The sequence below is a fragment of the Microbacterium resistens genome (assembly GCF_021172025.1).
Classification (GTDB): domain Bacteria; phylum Actinomycetota; class Actinomycetes; order Actinomycetales; family Microbacteriaceae; genus Microbacterium; species Microbacterium resistens.
The window spans coordinates 3,604,109-3,625,657 of record NZ_CP082781.1 but is presented as its reverse complement, the minus strand read 5'-3'; the positions used below and the strand labels follow the sequence as shown (position 1 = coordinate 3,625,657).

The 21,549-nt window shown below is 72.6% G+C and carries 24 protein-coding genes; 6 read left to right on the top strand and 18 right to left on the bottom strand.

Going from position 1 to position 21,549, the window contains the following annotated elements:
• Positions 1-29: 29 nt before the first annotated feature.
• The gene (locus K8F61_RS17005) at positions 30-734 is read right to left on the bottom strand and encodes a copper resistance CopC family protein (protein WP_231820004.1); all 705 of its coding nucleotides are present in this window, start codon (positions 732-734) and stop codon (positions 30-32) included.
• A gap of 151 nt (positions 735-885) precedes the next feature.
• Positions 886-1,497: a hypothetical protein gene (locus K8F61_RS17000; RefSeq protein ID WP_231820003.1), complete on the bottom strand. Its 612-nt coding sequence runs from the start codon at positions 1,495-1,497 to the stop codon at positions 886-888.
• Positions 1,498-1,574: 77 nt separating this feature from the next.
• On the opposite strand from K8F61_RS17000, the gene K8F61_RS16995 reads away from it, so the two are divergent.
• Positions 1,575-1,958 (top strand): hypothetical protein, encoded by a 384-nt coding sequence (locus K8F61_RS16995; RefSeq protein ID WP_231820002.1) that lies wholly within the window; start codon positions 1,575-1,577, stop codon positions 1,956-1,958.
• 174 nt (positions 1,959-2,132) lie between these two features.
• Here the strand turns inward: K8F61_RS16995 and K8F61_RS16990 are convergent, their stop codons facing one another.
• The 5 genes from K8F61_RS16990 to K8F61_RS16970 all read right to left on the bottom strand — a co-directional run bounded on the left by K8F61_RS16990 (position 2,133) and on the right by K8F61_RS16970 (position 7,328).
• Positions 2,133-3,506 (bottom strand): FAD-dependent oxidoreductase, encoded by a 1,374-nt coding sequence (locus tag K8F61_RS16990; protein WP_067250189.1) that lies wholly within the window; start codon positions 3,504-3,506, stop codon positions 2,133-2,135.
• Positions 3,507-3,518: 12 nt separating this feature from the next.
• Positions 3,519-4,580 carry a polyprenyl synthetase family protein gene (locus K8F61_RS16985; RefSeq protein WP_067250185.1) on the bottom strand — a complete coding sequence of 354 codons (1,062 nt, stop codon included), beginning with the start codon at positions 4,578-4,580 and terminating at the stop codon, positions 3,519-3,521.
• A gap of 127 nt (positions 4,581-4,707) precedes the next feature.
• A complete protein-coding gene (locus K8F61_RS16980; protein WP_067250182.1) occupies positions 4,708-5,427 on the bottom strand; it encodes a class I SAM-dependent methyltransferase in 720 nt (239 codons plus the stop codon).
• 171 nt (positions 5,428-5,598) lie between these two features.
• The gene (locus tag K8F61_RS16975; RefSeq protein WP_231820001.1) at positions 5,599-6,534 is read right to left on the bottom strand and encodes a hypothetical protein; all 936 of its coding nucleotides are present in this window, start codon (positions 6,532-6,534) and stop codon (positions 5,599-5,601) included.
• A 209-nt stretch (positions 6,535-6,743) separates the two neighbouring features.
• Positions 6,744-7,328, bottom strand: a complete 585-nt coding sequence (locus K8F61_RS16970; RefSeq protein WP_084344886.1) for a DUF402 domain-containing protein — start codon at positions 7,326-7,328, stop codon at positions 6,744-6,746.
• Between the two features lie 98 nt (positions 7,329-7,426).
• Here K8F61_RS16970 and K8F61_RS16965 point away from each other — a divergent pair, with 98 nt between their 5' ends.
• Positions 7,427-8,698: an isochorismate synthase gene (locus K8F61_RS16965; RefSeq protein WP_231820000.1), complete on the top strand. Its 1,272-nt coding sequence runs from the start codon at positions 7,427-7,429 to the stop codon at positions 8,696-8,698.
• Between the two features lie 21 nt (positions 8,699-8,719).
• On the opposite strand, the gene K8F61_RS16960 is transcribed toward K8F61_RS16965, so the two are convergent.
• The 4 genes from K8F61_RS16960 to K8F61_RS16945 form a co-directional block, all read right to left on the bottom strand.
• A complete protein-coding gene (locus K8F61_RS16960; protein ID WP_231819999.1) occupies positions 8,720-9,202 on the bottom strand; it encodes a GNAT family N-acetyltransferase in 483 nt (160 codons plus the stop codon).
• Between the two features lie 14 nt (positions 9,203-9,216).
• Entirely contained in the window at positions 9,217-10,077 is an 861-nt protein-coding gene (locus K8F61_RS16955) for a polyphosphate kinase 2 family protein (RefSeq protein WP_231819998.1), read from the bottom strand.
• A 383-nt stretch (positions 10,078-10,460) separates the two neighbouring features.
• Entirely contained in the window at positions 10,461-12,200 is a 1,740-nt protein-coding gene (gene menD, locus K8F61_RS16950; protein ID WP_231819997.1) for a 2-succinyl-5-enolpyruvyl-6-hydroxy-3-cyclohexene-1-carboxylic-acid synthase, read from the bottom strand.
• The gene (locus tag K8F61_RS16945) at positions 12,197-12,562 is read right to left on the bottom strand and encodes a PLD nuclease N-terminal domain-containing protein (RefSeq protein ID WP_219085540.1); all 366 of its coding nucleotides are present in this window, start codon (positions 12,560-12,562) and stop codon (positions 12,197-12,199) included. Before K8F61_RS16945 ends, menD begins: the two co-directional genes overlap by 4 nt.
• Positions 12,563-12,691: 129 nt before the next feature.
• Between K8F61_RS16945 and K8F61_RS16940 the strand changes: the two genes are divergently transcribed.
• Positions 12,692-12,961: a DUF4229 domain-containing protein gene (locus K8F61_RS16940; protein WP_067248629.1), complete on the top strand. Its 270-nt coding sequence runs from the start codon at positions 12,692-12,694 to the stop codon at positions 12,959-12,961.
• A gap of 55 nt (positions 12,962-13,016) precedes the next feature.
• Here K8F61_RS16940 and K8F61_RS16935 read toward each other — a convergent pair whose 3' ends face one another.
• From K8F61_RS16935 to K8F61_RS16925, 3 genes are read right to left on the bottom strand one after another with little or no spacing between them, the layout of a single operon-like run.
• Positions 13,017-13,661, bottom strand: coding sequence for a dihydrofolate reductase family protein (locus K8F61_RS16935; RefSeq protein ID WP_231819996.1), 645 nt, complete (start codon positions 13,659-13,661; stop codon positions 13,017-13,019).
• Positions 13,658-13,972, bottom strand: a complete 315-nt coding sequence (locus tag K8F61_RS16930) for a DUF4287 domain-containing protein (protein WP_067248637.1) — start codon at positions 13,970-13,972, stop codon at positions 13,658-13,660. Before K8F61_RS16930 ends, K8F61_RS16935 begins: the two co-directional genes overlap by 4 nt.
• 22 nt (positions 13,973-13,994) lie before the next feature.
• Positions 13,995-14,357, bottom strand: coding sequence for a cupin domain-containing protein (locus K8F61_RS16925; RefSeq protein ID WP_231819995.1), 363 nt, complete (start codon positions 14,355-14,357; stop codon positions 13,995-13,997).
• An 86-nt stretch (positions 14,358-14,443) separates the two neighbouring features.
• Here K8F61_RS16925 and K8F61_RS16920 point away from each other — a divergent pair, with 86 nt between their 5' ends.
• Positions 14,444-15,448 (top strand): ArsR/SmtB family transcription factor, encoded by a 1,005-nt coding sequence (locus K8F61_RS16920; RefSeq protein ID WP_219085543.1) that lies wholly within the window; start codon positions 14,444-14,446, stop codon positions 15,446-15,448.
• A gap of 9 nt (positions 15,449-15,457) precedes the next feature.
• Here the strand turns inward: K8F61_RS16920 and K8F61_RS16915 are convergent, their stop codons facing one another.
• The 3 genes from K8F61_RS16915 to K8F61_RS16905 all read right to left on the bottom strand — a co-directional run bounded on the left by K8F61_RS16915 (position 15,458) and on the right by K8F61_RS16905 (position 18,567).
• Complete coding sequence (locus K8F61_RS16915; RefSeq protein ID WP_231819994.1) at positions 15,458-16,429, bottom strand: 1,4-dihydroxy-2-naphthoate polyprenyltransferase; 972 nt, start codon at positions 16,427-16,429, stop codon at positions 15,458-15,460.
• Positions 16,430-16,709: 280 nt separating this feature from the next.
• Positions 16,710-18,047, bottom strand: coding sequence for an aminotransferase class I/II-fold pyridoxal phosphate-dependent enzyme (locus K8F61_RS16910; RefSeq protein WP_231819993.1), 1,338 nt, complete (start codon positions 18,045-18,047; stop codon positions 16,710-16,712).
• Positions 18,048-18,105: 58 nt separating this feature from the next.
• Positions 18,106-18,567: an Lrp/AsnC family transcriptional regulator gene (locus K8F61_RS16905; RefSeq protein ID WP_067248654.1), complete on the bottom strand. Its 462-nt coding sequence runs from the start codon at positions 18,565-18,567 to the stop codon at positions 18,106-18,108.
• A 72-nt stretch (positions 18,568-18,639) separates the two neighbouring features.
• Here K8F61_RS16905 and K8F61_RS16900 point away from each other — a divergent pair, with 72 nt between their 5' ends.
• The gene (locus tag K8F61_RS16900) at positions 18,640-20,073 is read left to right on the top strand and encodes a DUF6421 family protein (RefSeq protein WP_231819992.1); all 1,434 of its coding nucleotides are present in this window, start codon (positions 18,640-18,642) and stop codon (positions 20,071-20,073) included.
• The gene (locus K8F61_RS16895) at positions 20,066-20,755 is read left to right on the top strand and encodes an SDR family NAD(P)-dependent oxidoreductase (protein ID WP_231819991.1); all 690 of its coding nucleotides are present in this window, start codon (positions 20,066-20,068) and stop codon (positions 20,753-20,755) included. Before K8F61_RS16900 ends, K8F61_RS16895 begins: the two co-directional genes overlap by 8 nt.
• A 39-nt stretch (positions 20,756-20,794) precedes the next feature.
• On the opposite strand, the gene K8F61_RS16890 is transcribed toward K8F61_RS16895, so the two are convergent.
• A complete protein-coding gene (locus tag K8F61_RS16890) occupies positions 20,795-21,523 on the bottom strand; it encodes a TMEM175 family protein (RefSeq protein WP_231819990.1) in 729 nt (242 codons plus the stop codon).
• Between the last annotated feature and the right edge of the window lie 26 nt (positions 21,524-21,549).

Here is a 21,549-nt window from a genome sequence, read left to right as displayed (position 1 = left end):
CCGGGGCGACGGTGAGGGTCGGTCGCCGCTCAGGCGTCCGTGTCGGAGGAGGCTCCCTTGCCCGGAGCCGAACGGCGCCGCATCAGGAGGGTGACCAGGATCACGATGATCGCGCCCACCACGACGACGCCGATGACGATGCCCAGCAGCGGCCCGGCCTCGCCGGCATCGCTGCCCGACGCCGGAGGCGCGGTGTCCTTCGGGGCCGCGGTGTCCTTCGGGGCCGCCGTCGCGGACGGCGTCGCCTCGTCGGAAGGCGCGGCGCTGGCGCTGGGCTCCGGCGAGACCGCCGCTCCGTTCGCGACGGAGAACGGGATGATCCCGGAGATCGGGTGCCCGTCCGACGAGGTCACCGCCCAGCGCGCCTCGTAGGATCCCGCCGCGAGGTCGTCCGCGACGGGCGCGGTGACGATGTTGCCCACGATGGTGGCCGGTCCCGCGACGTGATCGTCGCCGTTCTCATCGATCACCGCGACGACGGCCGTGCCCTGGAGGACGTCGGCCGAGTAGGTGAGCACGATCTCCGCCGGCGCAGTCTCGAGGACGGCCGGGGAGCCGTCGTCGGTGAGCGCCGGGGTGGAGTCGACGAGCTCGTCATGGGCGGCGGCCGGCAGGGCGGTGCCGAGCACGGCGGCCAGGGCGACGGCGACGCCGACCAGCGCGGTGCGCGCCGCGGACCGGCGTCGTGCGGGCCGCGCCGCGCGGGCGGAAGGGGACGGATGGATAACGTTCATGATCTCTCCTGCAGGACCCGAGGGTCCGGATGCGCGCCGGAGGGCCGGCGGTCGCGGATGTGTGCGGCACGAGGCGTCGTCCGACGGACTCGCGCAGAGGATCGGCAGCCGCCCGAGGCGCGCCGATCGGCCCGCGGATGCGGGCGGCGGTTCACACGAGCGCGACAGGAGGACCGCGACGGACGACCGCGGTCAAGAGGATCGGACGCCGGGCCGGCGGCGCTGCGGACATCGCCACCCGCTGCTCGCGCGGTGTCTCGATACCCCGGACCGCCGACAGGACGCGGATGCTGCGGGAGAACCAGGCGGCGGCATCCGCCGCGATCCCACCGAGCCGCTTGAGGATCCGCTCCCCGCGATGCAGGGCGAGGATCGTCAGAGCGGCGGCGGCGATGTGGGCGGCCCACATCGGCGCGTCCCCGACGATGGCGGAGGCGACAGGGTCGGCGCCCGCTCCCCCGCCGGCGAGCAGCACGGTGCCGTGGTGGCCCGTGCCGACCAGAGTCGTCGCTGAGCCGGTGCCCAGCACGAACAGCACATGGAACAGCGCCTGGCTCAGGGACACCGCGATCCCGAGGCGGACGACCGACAGGCGCTTGCCCGCCAGCGGGACGCACACGAGCACGGAGAACACCCACGGCAGCACGATCCCGATCCATCCGGGCATCGCTCCGCCGCCGGCGACGTGCGAGAGCAGCGCCACGAAGGTCGCGACCGACGCCGCGGTGGTCCCGCGTGCGGTGCGTACGCCCCTGGTGCTCATCCTCTCCATGCTAGCCGCGCGGCGAGTCCCCGCCCTACGCTGGGGACGACCGCATCCCCCGCCCCCGGAGGCCGCCCATGTCGATCCGCCCGCTCCTCGCCCGCGCCGCCGTGGCCGTCGTGGCCTCCGCGGCCCTGCTCGGGCTCACAGCCTGCGGCTCGCCCAGCGGCCAGACCCTGCCCCCGGTGATCGTGGACCTCGGGGAGATCGACGGGACGACCGTGGAGGTCGCCGAGGGCAACTCCATCGACCTCATCGGCGACGACACCACATTCACGGAGTGGTCCGCCGAGATCGCCGATCCGACGGTCGTCTCCTTCATCCCCGGCAAGGACGACGGATCCGCCCAGTTCAACCCCGGACTCGAGGCGCTGCACGTCGGCACGACCGCGGTGACGCTGGACAACGCGGCTTCCGGCAAGTCCGTCGCCTTCACCGTCGAGGTCGTCGCGAAGCCCTAGCCGCTCCGCCCTCGTGTCGCGCGCTCGTCCCGCACGGGCCACGCGAGGTCAGGCGTTCGCGCCGCATCAGGCGTGCAGAGGGCATGCTCGCCTGATCCGGCGCGTTCGCCTGATCCCGCGCACAGAATCAGGCGCAGGATCAGGCCCGGGTGCGGAAGCGGACCGGGAGGCGGGTCACTCGCCGCGGGAGACGCGGACCATCTCGTCGCGCGGGACGACCTTGACACGGGCCCGCTCCTGCGGCGCGCCCAGCCCGATCTCGTGCTCGTCGAGCCGGTGCCAGCCGTCGAGGTCCGTCCAGCGGACGCCGCGCTCGGCGAGCAGCGCCGGGATCGCCTCCTCCGACGGGTCCTCCGGCTGCCACCACGACCCCTGGTCGTTGATGAGGTGCCGCACGGTCTCCATCGCGTCCGACTTCGTGTGCCCGATCAGCCCGACCGGTCCCCGCTTGATCCAGCCGGTGGCGTAGATGCCCGGCACCCGCTCGTTCGAGTCCTTCGCGAGGACCTGGCCCTCGCGGTTCGGGATGACGCCGTGCTTCTTGTCGAAGGGAACGCCGGGAAGCGGCGAGCCGAAGTACCCGATCGCGCGGTACAGGGCCTGCACCGGCACCTCGCGGAACTCGCCCGTCCCGACCGCGCCGCCCTGACCGTCCGGGCGCGTGCGCTCGTACACGAACGCGCTCACGCGCCCCTCGTCGTCGGTGCGGACCTCGACCGGTCGCGCCCAGAAGTGCAGGTGCAGGCGCCGGGACGCCGTGCCCCCGGCGTTGTTCACGGAGTCGCGCTTGCGCCACGACTGCAGCACCCGGTCGATCACCATGACCTGCTTGTTGCTGGCGATCGCATCGCGCGAGGCCTCGTCGTAGTCGAAGTCCTCGTCGTACACGACCATGTCGACGTCGCGCAGCTCGCCCAGCTCCCGCAGCTCCAGCGGTGTGAACTTCACCTGCGCGGGGCCGCGGCGGCCGAAGACGTGGACGTCGGTGACGGCACTCGCCTTCAGGCCCTGGTAGACGTTGTCCGGCACCTCGGTCACGAGGAGGTCCTCGGCGTGCTTCGCGAGCATCCGGGACACGTCCAGCGCCACGTTGCCGTTGCCGATCACGGCGACCGAGGCGGCGTCCAGCGGCCACTCGCGCGGCACGTCCGGATGCCCGTCGAACCAGCTCACGTAGTCCGCGGCTCCGTAGGAGCCGACGGCGTCGATGCCGGGGATGTCCAGGGAGGTGTCGCGCACGGCACCGGTGGCGAAGATCACCGCGTTGTAGTGCCGCTTGAGGTCCTCGAGAGTGATGTCCTCACCGAAGCGCACGTTGCCGAACAGCCGGATGTCGCCCCGGTCCAGCACGTCGCGCAGCGCCGTGATGATCCCCTTGATGCGCGGGTGGTCGGGCGCCACGCCGTAGCGGACCAGGCCGTACGGGGCGGGCAGCTGTTCGAACAGGTCGATCGAGACGTCGAAGCGACGCTCCGCCTTGAGCAGGATGTCGGCCGCGTAGATGCCCGCGGGTCCGGCACCGACGATGGCAAGCCTGAGCTTGGTCATGGGTTCCTTTCGTCAGCTGCTGCGGTCGGCCAGCGACTGCGCGAAGCGGGTGAGCGCGTCGCGCACCGGCCCCTTCGGCAGCGGGTCGAGCGCGGCGATGGCGTCGCGCGTCCACGTGCGCGCCAGCTCCAGGGTCTTGGCGGTGACGGCGTGGTCGCGCAGGCGCGCGAGCGGCTCGTCCAGGATCGCCGCGTCCTCGCCCTCCGCGATCCGTGCCACGCCGGCGTCGATCTCGGCGGCGAGCGCGGCCGAGGCCTCGTCGTCCTCGGTCGTCAGCAGCAGCGACGGCATCGTCGGGACTCCGGCGCGCAGATCGGTCCCCGGCACCTTGCCGGTGTCCTCGGGCTTCGAGGAGAGGTCGATCACGTCGTCCAGGAGCTGGAACGCCACACCCACCTTCTCGCCGTAGACGCGCAACGGCTCCTCGTACTCGGCCGGCGCGCCGGAGAAGATGGCGCCCGCCTGCGTGGCTGCGGCGATGAGGGATCCGGTCTTGTCGGCGAGCACCTGGAGGTAGAACGCGATGGGGTCGTCCTCCGGCTGCGGTCCGACGGTCTCGTGCATCTGCCCGAGGACGAGGCGCTCGAAGGTGTCCGCCTGCAACCGGATCGCCCGGTCGCCGTAATTCGACATGAGCTGGCTGGCGCGGGAGAAGAGGAGGTCGCCGGTGAGGATGGCGATGCTGTTGCCCCACACCGCGTGGGCGGCCGGGACGCCGCGACGGCGATCCGCTCCGTCCATGACGTCGTCGTGGTAGAGGGATCCGAGGTGCGTCATCTCCAGTGCCTTGGCGATGTCCACGACGGCCGGGACGTTCCCCTCCCCCAGCTGGGCGGTGAGCAGGGTGAGCACGGGACGCACCCGCTTGCCGCCCGCCTCGTACAGGTAGCGGCTCGTGGCATCCGCGATGGGGTCGGCGACGCGCAGGTCCTCCGCGAGCCCTGTCTCGACGAGGTCGAGTCCGGCCTCGATCTCCCGGGCGAGCCGGCGCGCGGCGGGGCCGACGAACACGCGGTCGCTGAACCCCAGACGGCTCGCGAGGCGCGAACCCGAGGCGGTAGGGCTCGAAGTCACCCGTCCAGCCTACCCGCGCGCCGGATGCGCCGCGTCCGCCTGCCCGCCGATCCTCGAGTGGTCAGTTTCTGTGGGTTCACGGGCCGCGAAGCCACAGAAACTGACCACTCGATGCGGGGGCGGCGGATTACGCGGGCTTCCGGGCGCGGTGCAGCGCGACGATGCCGAACGACAGGTTGCGGTACTCGACGCTCGTCCAGCCCGCGTCGCGGATCCACGATGCCAGGGTGCGCTGATCGGGCCAGTCCGCGATCGACTCGTTCAGGTAGTCGTAGGCGTCCGCGTTGGTCCCGGCCACCCGAGCGACGCGCGGCAGGACCTGAGCGTTGTAGAAGCGGTAGAGGCCGCGGAAGAGGGGGTTCGGCGGTGTCGAGAACTCGTTGATGACCATGCGCCCCCCGGGCTTGGTGACCCGGAACAGCTCGGCGATCGCCTTCTTGGGATCCTGCACGTTGCGCAGCGCGTACGACATCGTGACGGCGTCGAACTCGTCGTCCTCGAACGGCAGAGCCGTCGCATCCGCCTGCACGAAGCGGAGGTTCGAGCGGTGTCCGTGCCGCCGACGCGCTTCGGCGAGCATGCCGGGCGAGAAGTCGGCCGCCACCACCTCGGCGCCGCTGCCGGCCAGGGAAGCGGAGGATGAGGCGGTCCCCGCGCCCAGATCCAGGATGCGCTCGCCGCGCTTCGGTGCGACCGCCCGGGTCGTCGCCGCGCGCCACAGCGCGTCGTTGCCGAACGTCATCACCACGTTGGTGCGGTCGTAACCGGCCGCGACCTGGTCGAACATCCCGCTCACGCGGGCGGGATCCTTGTGCAGATCGGCGCGATTGGCCTCGTCCGGGGTCATCCCTCGATCCTAGGCTCCGTCACCTGCCCTGACGCCCGCCCCGGCCCGTCCGTACGCTCGGATCCGGGTCCGATCTGCACACCCGATCACGATCTGCACACCCATTCCGTCACAACCCGTGCAGATCGGGACAAGGTGTGCAGATCGGGGCGGGGAGGGGTCTTGCCTGGGTCAGTACAGCTCGAGCTCGAACGAGGGGATGTCGTACACGTTCCACCCGGATCCCCGCGCGGGGTACACCACGAAGGCCAGCTCCTCACCGTCCTTCGCGACCGGGATCCCGCAGACCAGGCTCCGCTGCATATCGGACGAGCCCTGGCACGCGATGCCGTCGAGGTCATAGGTCCACCCCTTGTCGCGGATGCCGACGAGACCGTCGACCAGGCCGGCGGCGATCTGGATCCCGTCCGGGACCGGCTCTCCGGCGAGCGCGGCCTCCGCCACGGCACGGACCTGCTCCTCGCCGCGGTGCACGACCGGCTCTCCCGCGGCGGCGGTTCCGGCGGCCAGGTCCACCGCGACGTCCGCCTCCACCGACAGCTGGTGGCAGCAGGCCGCGTCCTCCGCCGCCGGTGCGGTCCACCGCGCGTGGAACCCCGCATCGGCGGGGCTCAGCGACCAGATCTGCTCGCGGTCGCCGCCCGTCAGCTCCTCCGCGTGGAAGGTCGCGACGGGAGCACGGTCCGCATCCCAGACGACGACCACGTTCGGCCAGGACACCCCTCCCTGATCGCAGTACAGCGTCGCGGCGAGGAACGGCTCGCCCGCCGCGTCCGCGCCGATCACCGCTCCGTCGCTCTCCTCGGCACCGGCGGCGACGTCCTCGGCGAGCAGGGGCGCGAGCATCACGCGACCCTGCGCCTCGGGGATCCCCGGCAGCCGGCCGCCGACGAGCACGCCCGCCGGGTGGCCGCAGAGCTCCGGGACGCGGATGGCCTGCAGCTCCGCGAGCGCGAAGCGGGGCGCGTCCGGGGTCGGCGACGCCGTGGGCGCGGACGACGCGGACGGCTCCGAAGGCGCTTCGGAGCCGGTGCATCCGGAGAGGAGGAGCGCCGCCGTCGCGGCGGCGACGGCGAGACCGACGCGGATTCCGTGGGTGGGGCGCATGCCTCCACCCTGCCAGGTGTCCTCGACCCGACCGAGCCCCGCGCTCCCGATCCGCACCTGCGGCCGGTCCGGTCCCTGTCCCGAGGTGCAGCCGTGGTGCCCGATCCGCACACCCGGGCACGATCTGCACACCCGTCCCGTCACAACTTGTGCAGATCGGGACAAGGTGTGCGGATCGGGACCGGGATACAGGGAGACGGCCTCGGGCGTCAGCGGCGGTCGAGGCCGAGGGCGACGAGCCGGTCCAGCCAGGCGTCGGGCACCGCGTCGTCGAACGGGGGCGTCTTCGCGCGCACCCTCGACTCCAGGTCCAGGGCACGGGCCTCGAGGCGGGCGACGACCTCCGCCGGATAGCCGTAACGCACCCGGTGCGCGTCCCATTCATCGCGATCGTCCACCCACGTGCCGCGGGGCCCGTCCATGCGTACGACGTCGAGATCCATGTCGATCCCCGTCGCCAACAGCGGATCCGGGATGCCGTCGGCCCCACCCCAGCGGACGTCCCAGCCGAGGTCGATGTAGATGCGCATCCCCTCGGGGTGGTCGCGGTTCACGGTCACCGCATGGTCCGCGCCGTCGTCCCCCGCGGCGCGCGGCACCAGCGTCACGTTCGGGCCGCGCGCCGTGAAGTCCCGCCCCGGCCGCGCGCTGCGCCAGCCGACCGGTTGCCCGATCCAGTCGCCCCACTCGTCCGCGCCGAGATACACGCACTCGTGCCGCCAGTGCGGCGAGGCGTCCCACTTGCGCCATTGGAAGATCATCGGGCTGCCGGCGGCGGGGCGGGGAGCGGTCACCTCGCCACTCTACGACCGGCCCGTCGTCCGCCGGACGCGGCGGCAGGGCAACGATCCCGGCGACCGCGAGGGCGACGCCTGCGGAATAGGCTGGACGGGTGAGCAGTGGTCTGGTCGTGACGACCCGGGAGATCGATCCCGTCGAGGATCTTCTGGCGTACGCGGACCCGACGACGCCGATCGCCTGGCTGCGCCGCGGAGACGGGATCGTCGCCGTCGGCGCGGGTGTCGCGCGCGTCCTCCGCGTGTCGGCGGGGACCGCCGGCGAGCGCGCCGCGGAGCTCGCGGCGCAGTGGCGCACGCTGTCCGAGGGCGCCCGGGTCGACGACCCGCTGCGCATCCCGGGCACCGGCCTGGTCGGGTTCGGCGCGCTCGTGTTCGACGGACGCTCGGCGCGCGACAGCGTGATCCTGGTCCCGGAGGCGGTCATCGGCCGCCATGCCGGACGCACCTGGCTCACGCGCATCACCGACGCCGACGCCCCCGACGCCGACGGCGCCGCGGACGCCCCCTCCCCGCGGGAGAACGGACCGCACTGGTCCGCAACCCTCGGCCCGGGCGCGCAAGGACCGCAGGGCTACCAGGACTCCGTCCGCCGAGCGGTGTCGGAGATCGTGGGCGGCCGATACCAGAAGGCCGTCCTCGCCCGGGACCTGATCGGCACGATCCCCGCGGGATCGGACGTGCGCCGCCTCGTCCGCGCCCTCGCGACCGGGTACCCCGACACCTGGACGTATGCCGTCGACGGCATGATCGGGGCGAGCCCGGAGACGCTCGTCACGGTGCACGAGCGCACCGTGACCGCACGCGTGCTGGCGGGGACGATCGGCCGCGGAGCCGACGCGGACGCCGACACCGCCGCGTCCGCCCACCTCGCCTCCAGCACCAAGGATCTCGACGAGCACGCGTACGCCGTGCAGAGCGTGCTCGCGTCGCTGCGTCCGCACACCCGGGCGCTCGCCGCGAGCGACCAGCCGTTCATGCTCAAGCTGCCCAACCTGTTCCACCTCGCGACCGACGTGGAGGGCGAGCTGTCCGACGGCGGATCCGCGCTCGACCTCGTCGGGGCGCTGCACCCGACCGCCGCCGTGGCGGGGACGCCCACCGACCTCGCGATGGACGCGATCCGCCGCCTCGAGCCGTTCGACCGGGGACGCTACGCCGGGCCCGTCGGATGGATCGACGGCGACGGCGACGGCGAATGGGCGATCGCGCTGCGCTGCGCGCAGATCGACGAGAGCGACGCGCACGCCGGGACCATCCCGATCACCGCCTACGCCGGCGCCGGGATCGTCGCCGGCAGCGATCCGGAGACCGAACTGCTGGAGACCCGCGTGAAGTTCCGCCCGATCGTGGACGCGCTGGCCTGACGCGGCGCCGTCCGCCGGCCCTCAGGGCCGGGGACGCCGCATCGACGGGAAGGGGTGCACCCGGAACCCGAACGACGCGTAGAGCGGACGCCCTTCCTCGGTCGCGAACAGCTCCGTGCGCGCGACCGCCTGGCCGTCCGCCCACTCCAGGACCGACGCGACGGCTCGACGGGCATGTCCTCGATGCCGCGCGTGGGGAAGGGTCGAGACGTTCGAGAGATGGACGCGGGAGCCGTCGCCGCCCGGGGATGGGATGCCGTCCTCCCGCACGCCGATCGCGACGGAGACGACGGCGCCCTCCTCCTCGACCACCGCGATGCACACCGCGGGATCGTCGACGTGCACGAGGAACCAGTCCCGCGCCGCCCGACGCCACCCCGGTTCCTCCGCACCTGCGGCGCCGATCGCCAGGAACATCTCGGCGCGGAGCATGACGAGCGCGTCCACGTCGTCGCGTTCGGCGGGACGCACCACGACGCCCGGCTCCGTCGAGGGCTCGTCCATCGCCGGATCCCGGGTCACGTCGCTGCGAGGCGAGCGCGTTCCGCGGCGACGTCGAAGTCCGCCACGGGCCACTGCGGGTCGATGTCCTCGAGTGCGGAGATGAGCAGCTCCTGGACGGCCAGCCGGGCATACCACTTGCGATTGGCCGGGACCACGTGCCAGGGGGCGGCATCCGACGAGGTGCGCGCGAAGACCGTCTCGTACGCGGCCATGTAGTCGTCCCAGAGCATGCGCTCGTCCACGTCGCCGGGGTTGAACTTCCAGTGCTTGTCGGGACGGTCCAGCCGCTCCATGAGGCGCTGTTTCTGCTCGTCGGCCCCGATGTGCAGCATCACCTTCACGATGCGGGTGCCGGTCGCCGCGACGCGCTCCTCGAAGTCCCGGATCGCCCCGTACCGCCGTTCGATCTCGGCGTCGTCCGCGAGGTGGCGCACCCGGCCGATCAGCACGTCCTCGTAGTGCGAGCGGTCGAACACGCCGATGTACCCGTGGCGCGGCAGGCGCTTCTCGATGCGCCACAGGAAGTCGTGGGCCCGCTCCTCCGCCGTCGGCGCCTTGAACGCGGCCAGTTCGACGCCCTGCGGATCCACGCCGCCGACGACGTGACGGACGATGCCGCCCTTGCCCGCCGAGTCCATCGCCTGGAGCACGAGCAGCACGGCGTCGTGGGCCTCGCCCGCGACGCTCTCGGCGAAGAGTCGCTCCTGCAGCTCGCCGAGGCGCTCACGGCGCAGCTCCAGTTCCGCCGCGCCGGCCGCCTTGTCCCCGTCGAAGCCCGGATGGGCGTCGGGATCGATGTCGGCGAGTCGGACACCCGGCTCCACTCGGAGGATCTCGGCGGCGGGAGCGCTCCAGTGCGATGCGTGCGTGGCCATGGACCCATCATGCCGGTCCCGCCCGACACCGTCACGGATCCCGTACCGCGCCGTCGGCGAGGTTCGGTCACCGCGTTTCGTCTCGTCGCTGCGCTCCTCGCTCAACGACCGGTAAGGGGCACCCCGGAGCCGAGCGGAGCGATGGCCTCGTCCGACGCGCTGGCATCAGGCCCGGCGGGAGCCGACAGAAGGACGGCGGGGGACCGCGCGACGGACGAGGCCATCGCGCAGCGGACCGCACGCACACCGCGGACCCGGATCGCCGCGTTTCGTCTCGTCGCTGCGCTCCTCGCTCAACGACCGGAAAGGGGCCACCGCGTTTCGTCTCGTCGCTGCGCTCCTCGCTCAACGACCGGGAGGGGCACCCACGGGCGCCCGCGGGGTCAGCGCGGGAGCGGCACCTCGATCAGCTGAGGACCGGAGACCGGGGCGGTCAGCGCCTGGTCAAGCGTCGGGCGGGTCGTGATGCGCCGGTAGTCCCAGCCGTAAGCGGCGGCCAGGTGTTCGAGACCGGTGGTCTGCGGCGTGTAGAAGACGCGGTCCAGATCCGCGGCGGGCGCCGACGCGGCCACCTCCAGACCGTCGAAGATGGTGCCTCCGCCGTCGTTTCCGACGACGACCTGGATCCGCGGCGCGGGCTCGTCGGCGGGCAGCAGGAGCGCGCCGACGTCGTGCAGGAACGCCAGGTCGCCGAGGAGCACGCGCGTGACACCGGCGGCCCCCGCCGCCTGGCTCGCGAGGGCGATCCCGGTGGCGGTGGCGATCGTGCCGTCGATCCCCGCGAGGCCCCGGTTGGCGTGCACGGGGACGCGCTTGCCTCCGAGCACCGCGTCCGCGACCCGCACCAGTCGGGACGACCCGAACATCAGCCGGTCGTGCGGCCAGGTCGCGCGCCAGACCGCGTCCACGAGAAGCTCGCGGTCCAGGGGGCGGCGGACGGCGTCGAGCTCGGCCCGCACCGCGCCCAGCCGGGCGGCGGCGTCCGTGGAGAACAGCCCCGCCTGATCCGGGGCGGGCGCATCGAGGTCCACGACCGCGTCCGCCGAGGCGCGCATCCACGCGCCGAGCCACTCCCGGTCGACCGCCCCGGGGGCCACCGACACCGCGGCGACGTCGCGGGCGTGGCTGCCGCCGCGCCCGCCGGAGAGATCCAGGCGCTCGCCGCCGCGCCGCACCGCGACCACCTCGACGTCCTCGCGGGCCAGCAGCGCGGGCACCTCGCGGCTGAGGGTGGGGTGCCCGAGGACCACGGCCCGCTCCACCCGTCCGCCCAGGGCGGGGTCCCGCAGCAGCGCCCGGTACCCGTGGACGATCTGCCGGCCGAACCGCGCCCCGCTGACGACCTCCGCGATCAGCGGCCAGCCGCCACGGTGCGCGATCTCCTCGGCGTCGGGACCCGCATCCGCCCCGGCGATCACGACCGTGCGCGGGCCGCGTGCGAGGACGTGCGCGGCCTCCTCGGACGCCGCCGGACCGCGACCCGCCGGCCCCGGGGCCGGGGGCTCCGCCGCCCGCCCGCGATCCCGGGTCGGCTCGACCGGCGCGGAGAGCGGTTCGCGGAAGGGGAGGTTCAGGTGCACGGGACCGGCGACGCCGGCCAGCCCCTCGCCGGCGGCACCGGTCGCCGCGTCGACCGCGTCCGCGGCCAGCGCCGGGAACACCGTCGGATCCGTGTCGTCGGCGGGTACCGGGGCATCGACCTCGAGGCGCACCCACGCGCGGTACATCCCCGGCTGGGTCGTCGCCTGGTTGGCGCCCACGCCACGCAGCTCCGGCGGGCGATCCGCGGTGAGCAGGATCAGCGGCACGCCCGCGTGGAAGGCCTCCATGGCCGCGGGGAGGAACCCGGCCGCCGCCGTGCCCGACGTGCACACGAGGGCGACGGGAAGCCCGGTCTCCCGGGCGATGCCGAGGCCGGTGAACCCGGCCACCCGCTCGTCGATGCGCACGTGCACGCGCAGCGCCCCGGTGCGGGCGAGCGCGGACGCGGCGAGCGCGAGCGCCTGGGAGCGGGAGCCCGGGGAGAGCACGACGTCGCGCACGCCGCGCGCGACCAGTCCCTCCAGCAGCGCCAGTGAGGCGGTGGCGGCGGGCGACGCGGACCGGGACGCCGCGTCGGTCACGGACGCTCGCCCGCGCCCGTGCCGGCTCCCGCGTCGGGGTCGCGCGGCTCGTCCAGGCGGGCGAGCTCCTCCTCGAGAGCGCGGATGCGGCGCTCCTGCTCCGCCTCGCTGATCCGCCGCAGGTGCGCGGGATCGTTGTCGAGCGGCACGAACAGGTCGCCCCGGGGAGAGGAGCCCGGCCGGGCGCGCCCGATGACGAACCACAGGATCCCGCCGATCACGGGGATGAGCACGACGATCGCGATCCATGCGCCCTTGGACACGCCCCGGTGGCGCGTCGCCGGCTGAACGGAGCAGTCGACGATGCTGTAGATCCAGAAGAAGGCGGCAAGGATGCCGCCGATCACGAGAAACCGCGCCACCCTTTCAGTGTAGGCATGACGCCTGAGGCGCAGCTCCGTGTCGGGGCGGGAACGACGGATCGTCGCCCAGCTGTGACCGGGCCCGGTCGCTCACAGCGGACGCCTCAGCGCTTTTCGTAGACTGGCACGGTGAAGCTCCCGCCCCTGCTCGTGTACTCCGTGCTGCGGCTGCTCGCGTTCCTGGTGCCGCTGGGCATCCTCTGGTTCTTCTTCCCGATCTTCCGGGAGTTCTGGTGGCTCGCGGTGCTGTTCGCGGCGTTGATCGGCATCAGCATCTCCCTGCTGTTCCTGCGCGCCCCGCTGTCGAACGCGTCCCGTGAGATCTACGAGCGCCGCAGCGACCGGGAGAACCGACGCAGCGACGAGGACGTGGAGGACGACGCCGCCGGCGAGCGGTGATCCGCCGTGGCGACGCCGCATCCGTCCGCGTCTGCGTCCCGCCGCGTCGTCGCGGTCAGCGACGACGGAACGTGACGTGGATCGTGCCGCTCTCGGCCGTCTCGCTGCGCACCGCATAGTCGGACTCGAGCCCGCGCAGATCGTCCCAGAGCCGCAGTCCCCTGCCGAGCAGGATCGGCGCGATCCCGACGTGCAGCTGGTCCACGAGCCCCTCCGCCAGGAACGCGCGCACGGTCCGGACTCCCCCGCCGATGCGCACGTCCGCGTCGCCGGCCGCCTCCTGCGCCCGGGCGAGCGCGTCCTTGGGCGACAGGTCGACGAAATGGAACGTGGTGCCTCCGCGCATCTCGAGGTCCGGGCGCGGACGATGCGTGAGCACGAACACGGGGACGTGGAACGGCGGCTCCTCGCCCCACCACCCGCGCCAGTCCGGATCGTCGGGATGGGCGTGCAGCCCGAACATCCCGGCGCCCATGATCTCGGCCCCGACGCCGGTGAAGTACGCCGCCGCGTACTTCTCGTCCACACCGGTCGTCCCCGCCCCGGACTCGTCGCCGAACACACGCCGGCGCATGGTCCTCGTCGCGGCGTACGCCTCGACGAGCCGGAACCAGTCCTCGCCCATCGGGTTCTCCGGGGTCTGGTCCGTCGTCGACGCGAAGCCGTCGAGGGAGATGTTGAGGTCGGCGCGCACGGTCATCGGCCGGTTCCCTTCCGCGCGGACACGTGCGGGTTCGTCGCCTGTCCGTCGAGCCAGAGCGTGTCGGAGGCGTCGCCGTGCGAGCCGCCGCGGCCGACGTGCGCGTCGCTGATCCGCGGGCCTTTGGTGATCACGTGGACGAGCGCCATGCCGTGTCCGCGGCCGAGGTCGTAGTCCGCCTTCAGCCAGTCGAGGATCGGCCCGGCCTTAGTACCGGGCCCGAAGCCCCGTTCCGCGGCGCGCTCGACGAGCTGCCTCGGCGTCAGACCGGTCTTGGTCTCGATGGTGTCCAGGTATGCCTGAAAGGACATGCTTCTCTCCTTGGGAATGGGGTCAGTCGTTCTCGTCCAGGAACGTCTGGACGATGGTGTCGGAGGCGTGGATCCCGAGGATCCGCAGGGTGCCGGTGCCGACGTTCACGAACCGGTGCGGGACGTGTGCGGGACCGGTCGCGGTGTCGCCCGCGGAGCCGCGGAACGTCTCCGCGCCGACCGTGAACTCCGCCTCTCCCTCGATCACGACCCACGTCTCCGGGTAGGGGTGCCAGTGCAGCCCGGGGCCCTCGCCGGGCTCGTTCTCCACGTAGAAGTAGGAGATCCCCGCCCCGTGCTGGCTGCCCTCGAAACGACGGCTCGCGCGGGTGCCGATCCCGATCCGCTCGGGGGGCACGATCGGGTCTGCGATGGTGTGCGTCATCGTGTTCCTCTCTCCTCGTTCGGGGCCGTCTCCGCGGCCGCGAGGCCACTCTTCCCGCGACCGGGTGGTCGTCGTAGAGTTTCGATGTGGATCGAAACTCGGACTCTCCGCATCACGTCGACTTCCACCTCGGACCCGGCGACCTCCAGGCCGTGCGATTCGGCATCTCCCCGGGGCACGAGCTGGCCCACGCCGTCCGCATCCTCGTCCGCCCCGAGGACCATCCCCTGCAGTGGGGATGGCTGCGTCAGGTGCGCGACCGGTTGCCGCCGGAGCCGTTCGCCGTGCTCGTGCACGTGATCGGCGCGGACGGCTACATGCCCGACTTCCTCACGGCCGCCGCCCGCTGGGACATGACGCCCGCCGACGAGCTCGCCGCCCTGAGGGAGGCGCCCCTCGCCGGAATGCGCGTGGATCTCGGCAAGATGGTGATCCGTTCCAGCGGACGTCGCCAGGACGCGCTCCGGCGCATGCAGGAGCGTCCCGAGCGCGCTCGCGCGGTCATCGCCGATGCCTGGGAACAGGTGTGGGAGGCCGCCCTCGCCCCGGTGTGGCCGCAGCTGGAGCGGCTGCTGCGCGCCGACATCGCCGTGCGTTCCCGCGTCGTGGCCTCGGCGGGGCTGGCCGCCATGGCCTCGGACATCCATCCCGCCGTCAGCTGGGGCGACGACGCGGTCCGCGTGCGCCTCCGCCGGCACAGCGAGGAGGTCGACTGTCGCGGAAGCGGCCTCGTGCTCGTGCCCTCGGTCATGTCGTCCTGGGGGTGCATGGTGCTGACGGAGCCGCCCGCGCAGCCCACGCTGTTCTACCCCGCCCGCGGAGTCACCGCCGGATGGGCACGGGATGCGGCGGACCTGGCCGGTGCGCTGGGAGCGCTGGTCGGTCCTGTCCGGGCGCGGATCCTGCTGTCCGGTCATGTCGCCCGGACGACGAGCCAGGTGGCCGCCGAGACGGGGATCGCCGTGTCGACCGCCTCCCACCACCTCACCGTGCTGCGGGACGCCGGTCTCGTGGAGAGCAGGCGCGACGGCGCGCGCATGCTCCATCTGCGCACACCCCTGGGCGAGGCCCTCGTGGGCGCCGGACTCTGATCCGTCCGCTCAGCCGATGAAGGCCCAGAACAGTCCGCCGGCGTAGGCCAGCGCGCCGAGCGAGGTCAGGGCCAGCGCCACGACCAGCTCCTTCGGCTCCCGGTACATCCACACGATCACTACGGCCGGCAGGATCGCGAGGAGCGCGAGCAGAGCCAGCCACGCGATGGGGTAGAAGAGCGCCAGGTACACCACGGCGGCGAACGGCAGGATCGCGAAGGCCGTGTAGAGGATCTGCGTCGCGCGCCGGCCGATGACCACGGTGAGCGTGCGCTTGCCCCCGACGCGGTCCTGGTCGATGTCGCGGAGGTTGTTGGCCAGGAGCACGGCGCAGGCGAACAGCCCGGCGCAGACCGCGCCGAGCCAGGCCTCCTGCGGCAGGTCCTGCACCTGCACCCAGGTGGTGCCGAGCGTGGCGACGAGGCCGAAGAAGACGAAGACGAACACCTCGCCCAGCGCGTTGTAGCCGTAGGGCCGCTTCCCGCCGGTGTAGAACCAGGCGGCGACGATGCAGACGGCGCCGACGGCGATCATCCACCACTGCTGGGTACGGATGACGATCGCCAGGCCGGCGATCGCCGCGAGGCCGAAGAACACCAGGGCGACCACGAGCACCGCACGCGCCGGGACCCGTCCGGAGGCCGTCAGCCGGGCCGGTCCGACCCGGTGCGCATCCGTGCCGCGCACGCCGTCGCTGTAGTCGTTGGCGAAGTTGACCCCGATCTGGAGCAGCACCGCCACCGCGAGGCATGCGAGAGCGATCACCCAGTGGAAGGCCGGATCGCTCAGCCGGGCCGCGCCCGTGCCGATCAGCACCGGGGCGATCGCGAGCGGCAGCGTCCGGGGGCGGGCGGCGCCGATCCAGTCGCCGACGGTCACCGGACGAGCCTCCGCGACGGGACGCTTGGCCGGATTGCCGGATCGGGAGTAGGTCTTCGGGCGCGACGGGGTCGCCGCGCGGGAGCGCTTCGAGGATGCCACGCAGGAATCCTAGTGCGGCCCCCTTTGCCCCACCGGCCGTTGAGGGAGGAGTGCCGCGCCCAGCCCCGGTCACTGCGTTTCGACTCGCTCCGCTCGCTCAACGACCGAACACCCGCCCCCGGTCGTTGAGCGAGGAGCGAAGCACCGAGACGAAACGCACCCAGCCCCGGGTCACCGCGTTTCGACTCGCTCCGCTCGCTCAACGACCGAACACTCCGGTCGTTGAGCGAGGAGCGAAGCACCGAGACGAAACGCGCCCAGCCCCGGGTCGACGGCCGAGTCAGCGGCGGGTGCGGGCGCGGGCCTCGTCGATGGCGGCGCGCAGATCGTCCGAGAGCGCGCGGAGCTCGTCGTCGTCCAGGGTGTGCGTCGTCAGCCGGATCTCCGGTGCGGACTCGTCGGGCTCGAGGTGGAAGACGCCGCCTGTGCGGACCAGCCAGCCGCGGCGCATCATGGCCTCCGACACGGCGCGCGCGTCGACGCCGCACTCGACCCAGACGTTCAGCCCGTCGTCTCCGCGTGCCGTGATCCCCCGCTCGCGGAGCAGGGCGCGCAGCGCGTCGTTCCGGGCGCCGTAATGCGACGCGGCTCGTTCCAGCGCGGCGGGGGTGTCCGGATGATCCAGCATCCCGACCGCGACCCGCTGCAGGATCCGGCTCACCCAGGTCGTCCCCGGAGACAGCCGCGCTCGCAGCTGGACGGCGGTGTCCGGGTCGCTCGCGAGCAGCGCCAGGCGCAGATCCGGCCCCAGGAACTTCGACATGGACCGCACCAGCGCCCACCGCGCATGCCCGTCCGGGACGACCGAGTGGTACGGACGGCGGGAAAGGAGCGAGTAGTGGTCGTCCTCGACGATGAGGACGTGGGGGTACGCGGCGAGGACACGGCGCAGTTCCTCCGCACGGCGCGCACTGAGGCTGATCCCGGTCGGGTTGTGGGCCCTCGGGGTGCAGACGACCGCCCGGGCGCCCGTGTCGAGCGCGGCCCGCAGCCCGTCGACCGTCATGCCCTCGTCGTCGAGGGGGATGCCGACGGCCCGGTAGCCGCCCAGCTTCACCACGTTGATGCTGGAGAGGAAGCAGGGATCCTCCATGGCGACCGCGTCACCGTGCGCGAGACTCGCCGCGAGGAGCCGCTCCAGGGCGTCCACCGCGCCCGACGTGACGGTCAGCTCGAACGGCCGCAGCTGCGCCTGCGCGAGCCACGGCGTCGCCCACGACCGCAGCCCCGCATCGATGAGGTCCTCGCCGTACAGGGCGCTCGTGCGCAGGTCGAGCTCCGAGAGGACCGGCAGCGGCAGCAGATCCGGATCCGGATTGCCGCTGCCGATGTCGCGCAGCACCGTTCCCCGGGCGAAGCCCTCCTCCTCGGTGAGCACGGCGCCGGCGACCACCGTGCCGGCTCGGCCGCGACTGGTCACGACCCCGGCGCGGGCGAGAGAGCGGTAGGCGGACGACACCGTGTTCCGGTTCACGCCGAGCTCCTCGGCGAGGGCGCGCACGGTCGGCAGCGCGTCGCCGGCCGTCAGCGCGCCGGTGTCGATGCGCACCCGGATGCTGTCGGCGATCTCGCTCGCCGTCGTGCCATGGATCCGGCCCTCGGTCGTGCCCTGGGTCATCCGCCCTCCTCGCGCCCAGCCTACGGGGCCGGGGATCGCCGCCCGACGATCGGCCGGGTCAGTCGCCGGCCGGCGCCTGGGGCACGATCGGACGGTGCTCGTAGAAGGTCTGCAGGACCACGGTGGTGCGCGTGCTCACGTTGGCGGCGAGGCGGATGTCGCGGACGAGCTGCTCCAGCGCGCGGGGCGTGGGCACCCGGACGAAGAGCATGTAGCTGGCGTCGCCTGCGATCGAGTGGCACGCCTCGATCGCGTCGAGGTGCTCCAGGAGCTCGGGCGCGTTGTCGGGCTGGGCAGGATCCAGCGGGGTGATCTCGATGAACGCCGAGAGCGGACGCCCCACCGCCTCCGGGTCGACGATCGGGCGGTAGCCGCCGATCACCCCGCGCGACTCCAGCTTGCGAAGCCGCGACTGCACCGCCGAGACGGACAACCCCACCTGCTCGGAGAGCTGGGCCAGCGTGGCGCGACCGTCCCGAGAGATCGCGGCCAGGATCGACAGGTCGACAGGATCATCCATGAATGGAAGAATAGTCTCGTCAACCCGCTTCTGCCGGAAAATTTCCGGCATGATCCTCGATCGGAGGTCCCGATGTCCATCACTTCCCCCATGCACGCGCAGGCCATCATCGGCGAGCCCGAGGTCGTGGAGGACGCCGCCACCGCCGAGCGCTCGGCGGCGTGGACACTTCTCAAGGACGCCGCGATCGCGATCCGCCCCCTGCAGATCAAGGACGGGTCGATCCCGAACGCCGCCGACCACGAGGCCGCGCGCGCCCACGTCGCCGCGATCATCGCCGGCATCCGCGCCCTCGCCCCGGCCTTCCCGCACGACGCCGACTACCTCGCCGCGTCGGTGAAGGACTTCCAGCGCTGGGCCGACGAGGGCTTCGGCGTGCCCGACTTCCTCGACTCGCTGGTGGCCTTCCAGCCGCAGCAGCACCGCATCGACGGCATCCGCCATCTCGTCGTCTTCCCGATGTACACGCAGAACGGCTCCAGCGACCGCCTCGTCGAGGCGCTGATCGTCGAGACCATCTGGCCGGAGTTCATCGCCGAGCTGGAGGCGGGCGACTACGGCAACAAGCTGTTCGTCTCGCTGCGCCTAGTCGACTTCACCCCGGGCTACGACACCAACTCGGCGGTGCTGTTCCCGGAGACCGTCGCGATGCGCGAGATCCCCTCGTTCACGTGGGGCGTGATCTTCCAGGACCGCGAGGCGGCCCGGTACCGCCGCGTGGTGCGCGCCGCCAGCGAGATCACGAACCTCGACCTGCCCGAGCGCGCCGCCGCGATGCTCGACGACCAGCAGACGACCGAGAAGACGTTCGTGATGTGGGACATCATCCACGACCGCACGCACATGCGCGGCGACCTGCCGTTCGATCCGTTCATGATCAAGCAGCGGATGCCGTTCTTCCTCTACTCGCTCGAGGAGATGCGCTGCGACATGACGGCCTTCCGCGAGTCGGTGAAGATCGAGCGCGCGTTCGACGCGCGCGTCGCCGCCGGCGAGCAGCTCACCGAGACCGAGCAGGAGATGCACGACTACGCGCACCTCGTGCAGTACGCGGTGATCTTCGACCGCATCTTCCGCTTCGCGATCACCGGCAACCGCACCCGCAACTACGACGCGGTCGGCGGCCAGCTGCTGTTCGCGTGGCTGCACCAGCGCGGCGTGCTGCACTGGACCGACACCGCCCTCGCCTTCGACTGGGAGAACGTGCCCGACGCGGTCGTGGCGCTCGGGGACGCGATCGACGACCTGTACTGGCACTCGATCGACCGCCCGAAGACCGCGCACTGGCTGGCCGCCTACGAGCTCGTCCGCGGCACGCTCACCCCGCACCCGGCGTCGCAGTGGGCGCGCGGCCTGAGCGACGAGATCCTCGCGGGCGCCCCCAAGGGGTACACCGACGCGGTGATGGACGACGAGTTCCCGCTGTCGATGTTCTTCGAGACGCTCGACAAGAAGATGAAGCCGGTCATCGAGTCGACGGTCGGGATCCGCGGCACGGATGACTGACACCGCACGCGGCGCCGCCGGGCGCGTCGTCCTCCTCGCGGGGGCGACGAGCCCGGCGGGCCTGGCCGTCGCCCGCGCCCTGGTCACGACCGGGGCGCGGGTGATCGCGGTGGGCCGCGACCCGCAGAAGCTCGAGGCGCTCGCCGCCGCGGCCGTCGGTGGTCATCCGGTGCGCACGGAGGTCTGCGGGCTGACGAACGAGGCCGAGGTGGCCGGGCTCGCGACGCGGCTCGCCGCCGAGGACATCCACGTCGACGCGGTGATCCCGCTCGTCGGCGGGTGGCGCGGGGGCGGAGGCCTCGCGGGGCAGACCGAGGCCGACTACCGGGCGCTGGAGGCGTCGTTCACGGCGGTCCGGGTGGTCAGCCGCGCGTTCGACGCGGACCTGCGCGCCTCGGGCGCGGGCCGCTTCGCGATCGTGTCCTCGACGGCCGTGGCGCGCCCGCTCGCCGGCGGCGCGAACTACGCTGCGGTCAAGGCGGCGAGCGAAGCGTGGACACGCGCGGTCGCCCACGGCTTCGCCAAGGCTGCGCGCGACGCGGGCGAGCCGCTGCGCGCCGCGGCGGTCGTTTTCCGTGTCCGCAGCCTCGACGATGTGCGCGACGAGCTGGCCGCGGCGGTCGCCGGGCTCTGGGACCGGGACGCCGACGCCCTCAACGACCGCATCATCGACATCGCCTGATCCGCGGCGCCCACGGCCCGAGCGCCGGCTCCCGTGGACTCAGCGGGCTCTTCCCGCGTCACCCGCGCCGGCGGACGTGCGCTGCGCCCGCGCAGACCGGCGGCCGAGGATCGCCTGTGCCGGCGCGGAGAGCACCATGAGGAACATCGCCCAGTAGCCGACGGCCGGGATCAGCACGGCGACGAGCAGCGCGATCCCGAACAGGGCGCAGAGCACGATCTCCACCCGGACGCCCTCGGCGAGCGCGGCGTCGGGGATCCTGTGCAGCTCGGGGTGCGCCCGAAGGTACAGCCGGGTCGCGAGCATCAGCAGCGCGGTCACGAGGAGCGTCCCGATGTAGAGGACCTTCTGCACGGCGTCGGTCTCCATGGACCCCAGCATCGCGGTCGGCACGGGAAGCCAGACGATCGTGAACATCCAGGCGACCTGAAGCCAGACGAGCGCGTTCGTCGTGCGCTCGACCCGGTCGAAGACCCGATGATGGGTGATCCAGGACACCGCGATCAGGACGAAGCTCATCGCGAAGCTGACGAGCTGGCCGTTCTCCTCCGAGAGGTATTCCGGGACCGTCCGTCCCTCCCGGCCGAGCTCGATCACGCTCTCCATGAGCGGGAGGATCAGCAGCGTCATCGCGATCGCGACCACGGCGTCCACGAACGCCTTCAGCCGCTCGGCGGAGAGGACGGCGTGCCGCTGCTCGGCGGGGCGGTGGCGTGTCGCGCTCGACGCGCTCGCGGTCGGAGGCTGGTCGTGCTCGTCGTCCGTCACCCGCACATGCTTCCGCGGGAGCCGGT

Bases quoted from the DNA above. Each gene is read 5' to 3' on its own strand.
- K8F61_RS17005 (WP_231820004.1), bottom strand. From the start codon at position 734: ATGAACGTTATCCATCCGTCCCCTTCCGCCCGCGCGGCGCGGCCCGCA.
- K8F61_RS17000 (WP_231820003.1), bottom strand. From the start codon at position 1,497: ATGAGCACCAGGGGCGTACGCACCGCACGCGGGACCACCGCGGCGTCG.
- K8F61_RS16995 (WP_231820002.1), top strand. From the start codon at position 1,575: ATGTCGATCCGCCCGCTCCTCGCCCGCGCCGCCGTGGCCGTCGTGGCC.
- K8F61_RS16990 (WP_067250189.1), bottom strand. From the start codon at position 3,506: ATGACCAAGCTCAGGCTTGCCATCGTCGGTGCCGGACCCGCGGGCATC.
- K8F61_RS16980 (WP_067250182.1), bottom strand. From the start codon at position 5,427: ATGACCCCGGACGAGGCCAATCGCGCCGATCTGCACAAGGATCCCGCC.
- K8F61_RS16975 (WP_231820001.1), bottom strand. From the start codon at position 6,534: ATGCGCCCCACCCACGGAATCCGCGTCGGTCTCGCCGTCGCCGCCGCG.
- K8F61_RS16960 (WP_231819999.1), bottom strand. From the start codon at position 9,202: ATGGACGAGCCCTCGACGGAGCCGGGCGTCGTGGTGCGTCCCGCCGAA.
- K8F61_RS16955 (WP_231819998.1), bottom strand. From the start codon at position 10,077: ATGGCCACGCACGCATCGCACTGGAGCGCTCCCGCCGCCGAGATCCTC.
- K8F61_RS16935 (WP_231819996.1), bottom strand. From the start codon at position 13,661: ATGACCGTGCGCGCCGACCTCAACATCTCCCTCGACGGCTTCGCGTCG.
- K8F61_RS16930 (WP_067248637.1), bottom strand. From the start codon at position 13,972: ATGTCCTTTCAGGCATACCTGGACACCATCGAGACCAAGACCGGTCTG.
- K8F61_RS16925 (WP_231819995.1), bottom strand. From the start codon at position 14,357: ATGACGCACACCATCGCAGACCCGATCGTGCCCCCCGAGCGGATCGGG.
- K8F61_RS16910 (WP_231819993.1), bottom strand. From the start codon at position 18,047: ATGACCCAGGGCACGACCGAGGGCCGGATCCATGGCACGACGGCGAGC.
- K8F61_RS16905 (WP_067248654.1), bottom strand. From the start codon at position 18,567: ATGGATGATCCTGTCGACCTGTCGATCCTGGCCGCGATCTCTCGGGAC.
- K8F61_RS16900 (WP_231819992.1), top strand. From the start codon at position 18,640: ATGTCCATCACTTCCCCCATGCACGCGCAGGCCATCATCGGCGAGCCC.
- K8F61_RS16895 (WP_231819991.1), top strand. From the start codon at position 20,066: ATGACTGACACCGCACGCGGCGCCGCCGGGCGCGTCGTCCTCCTCGCG.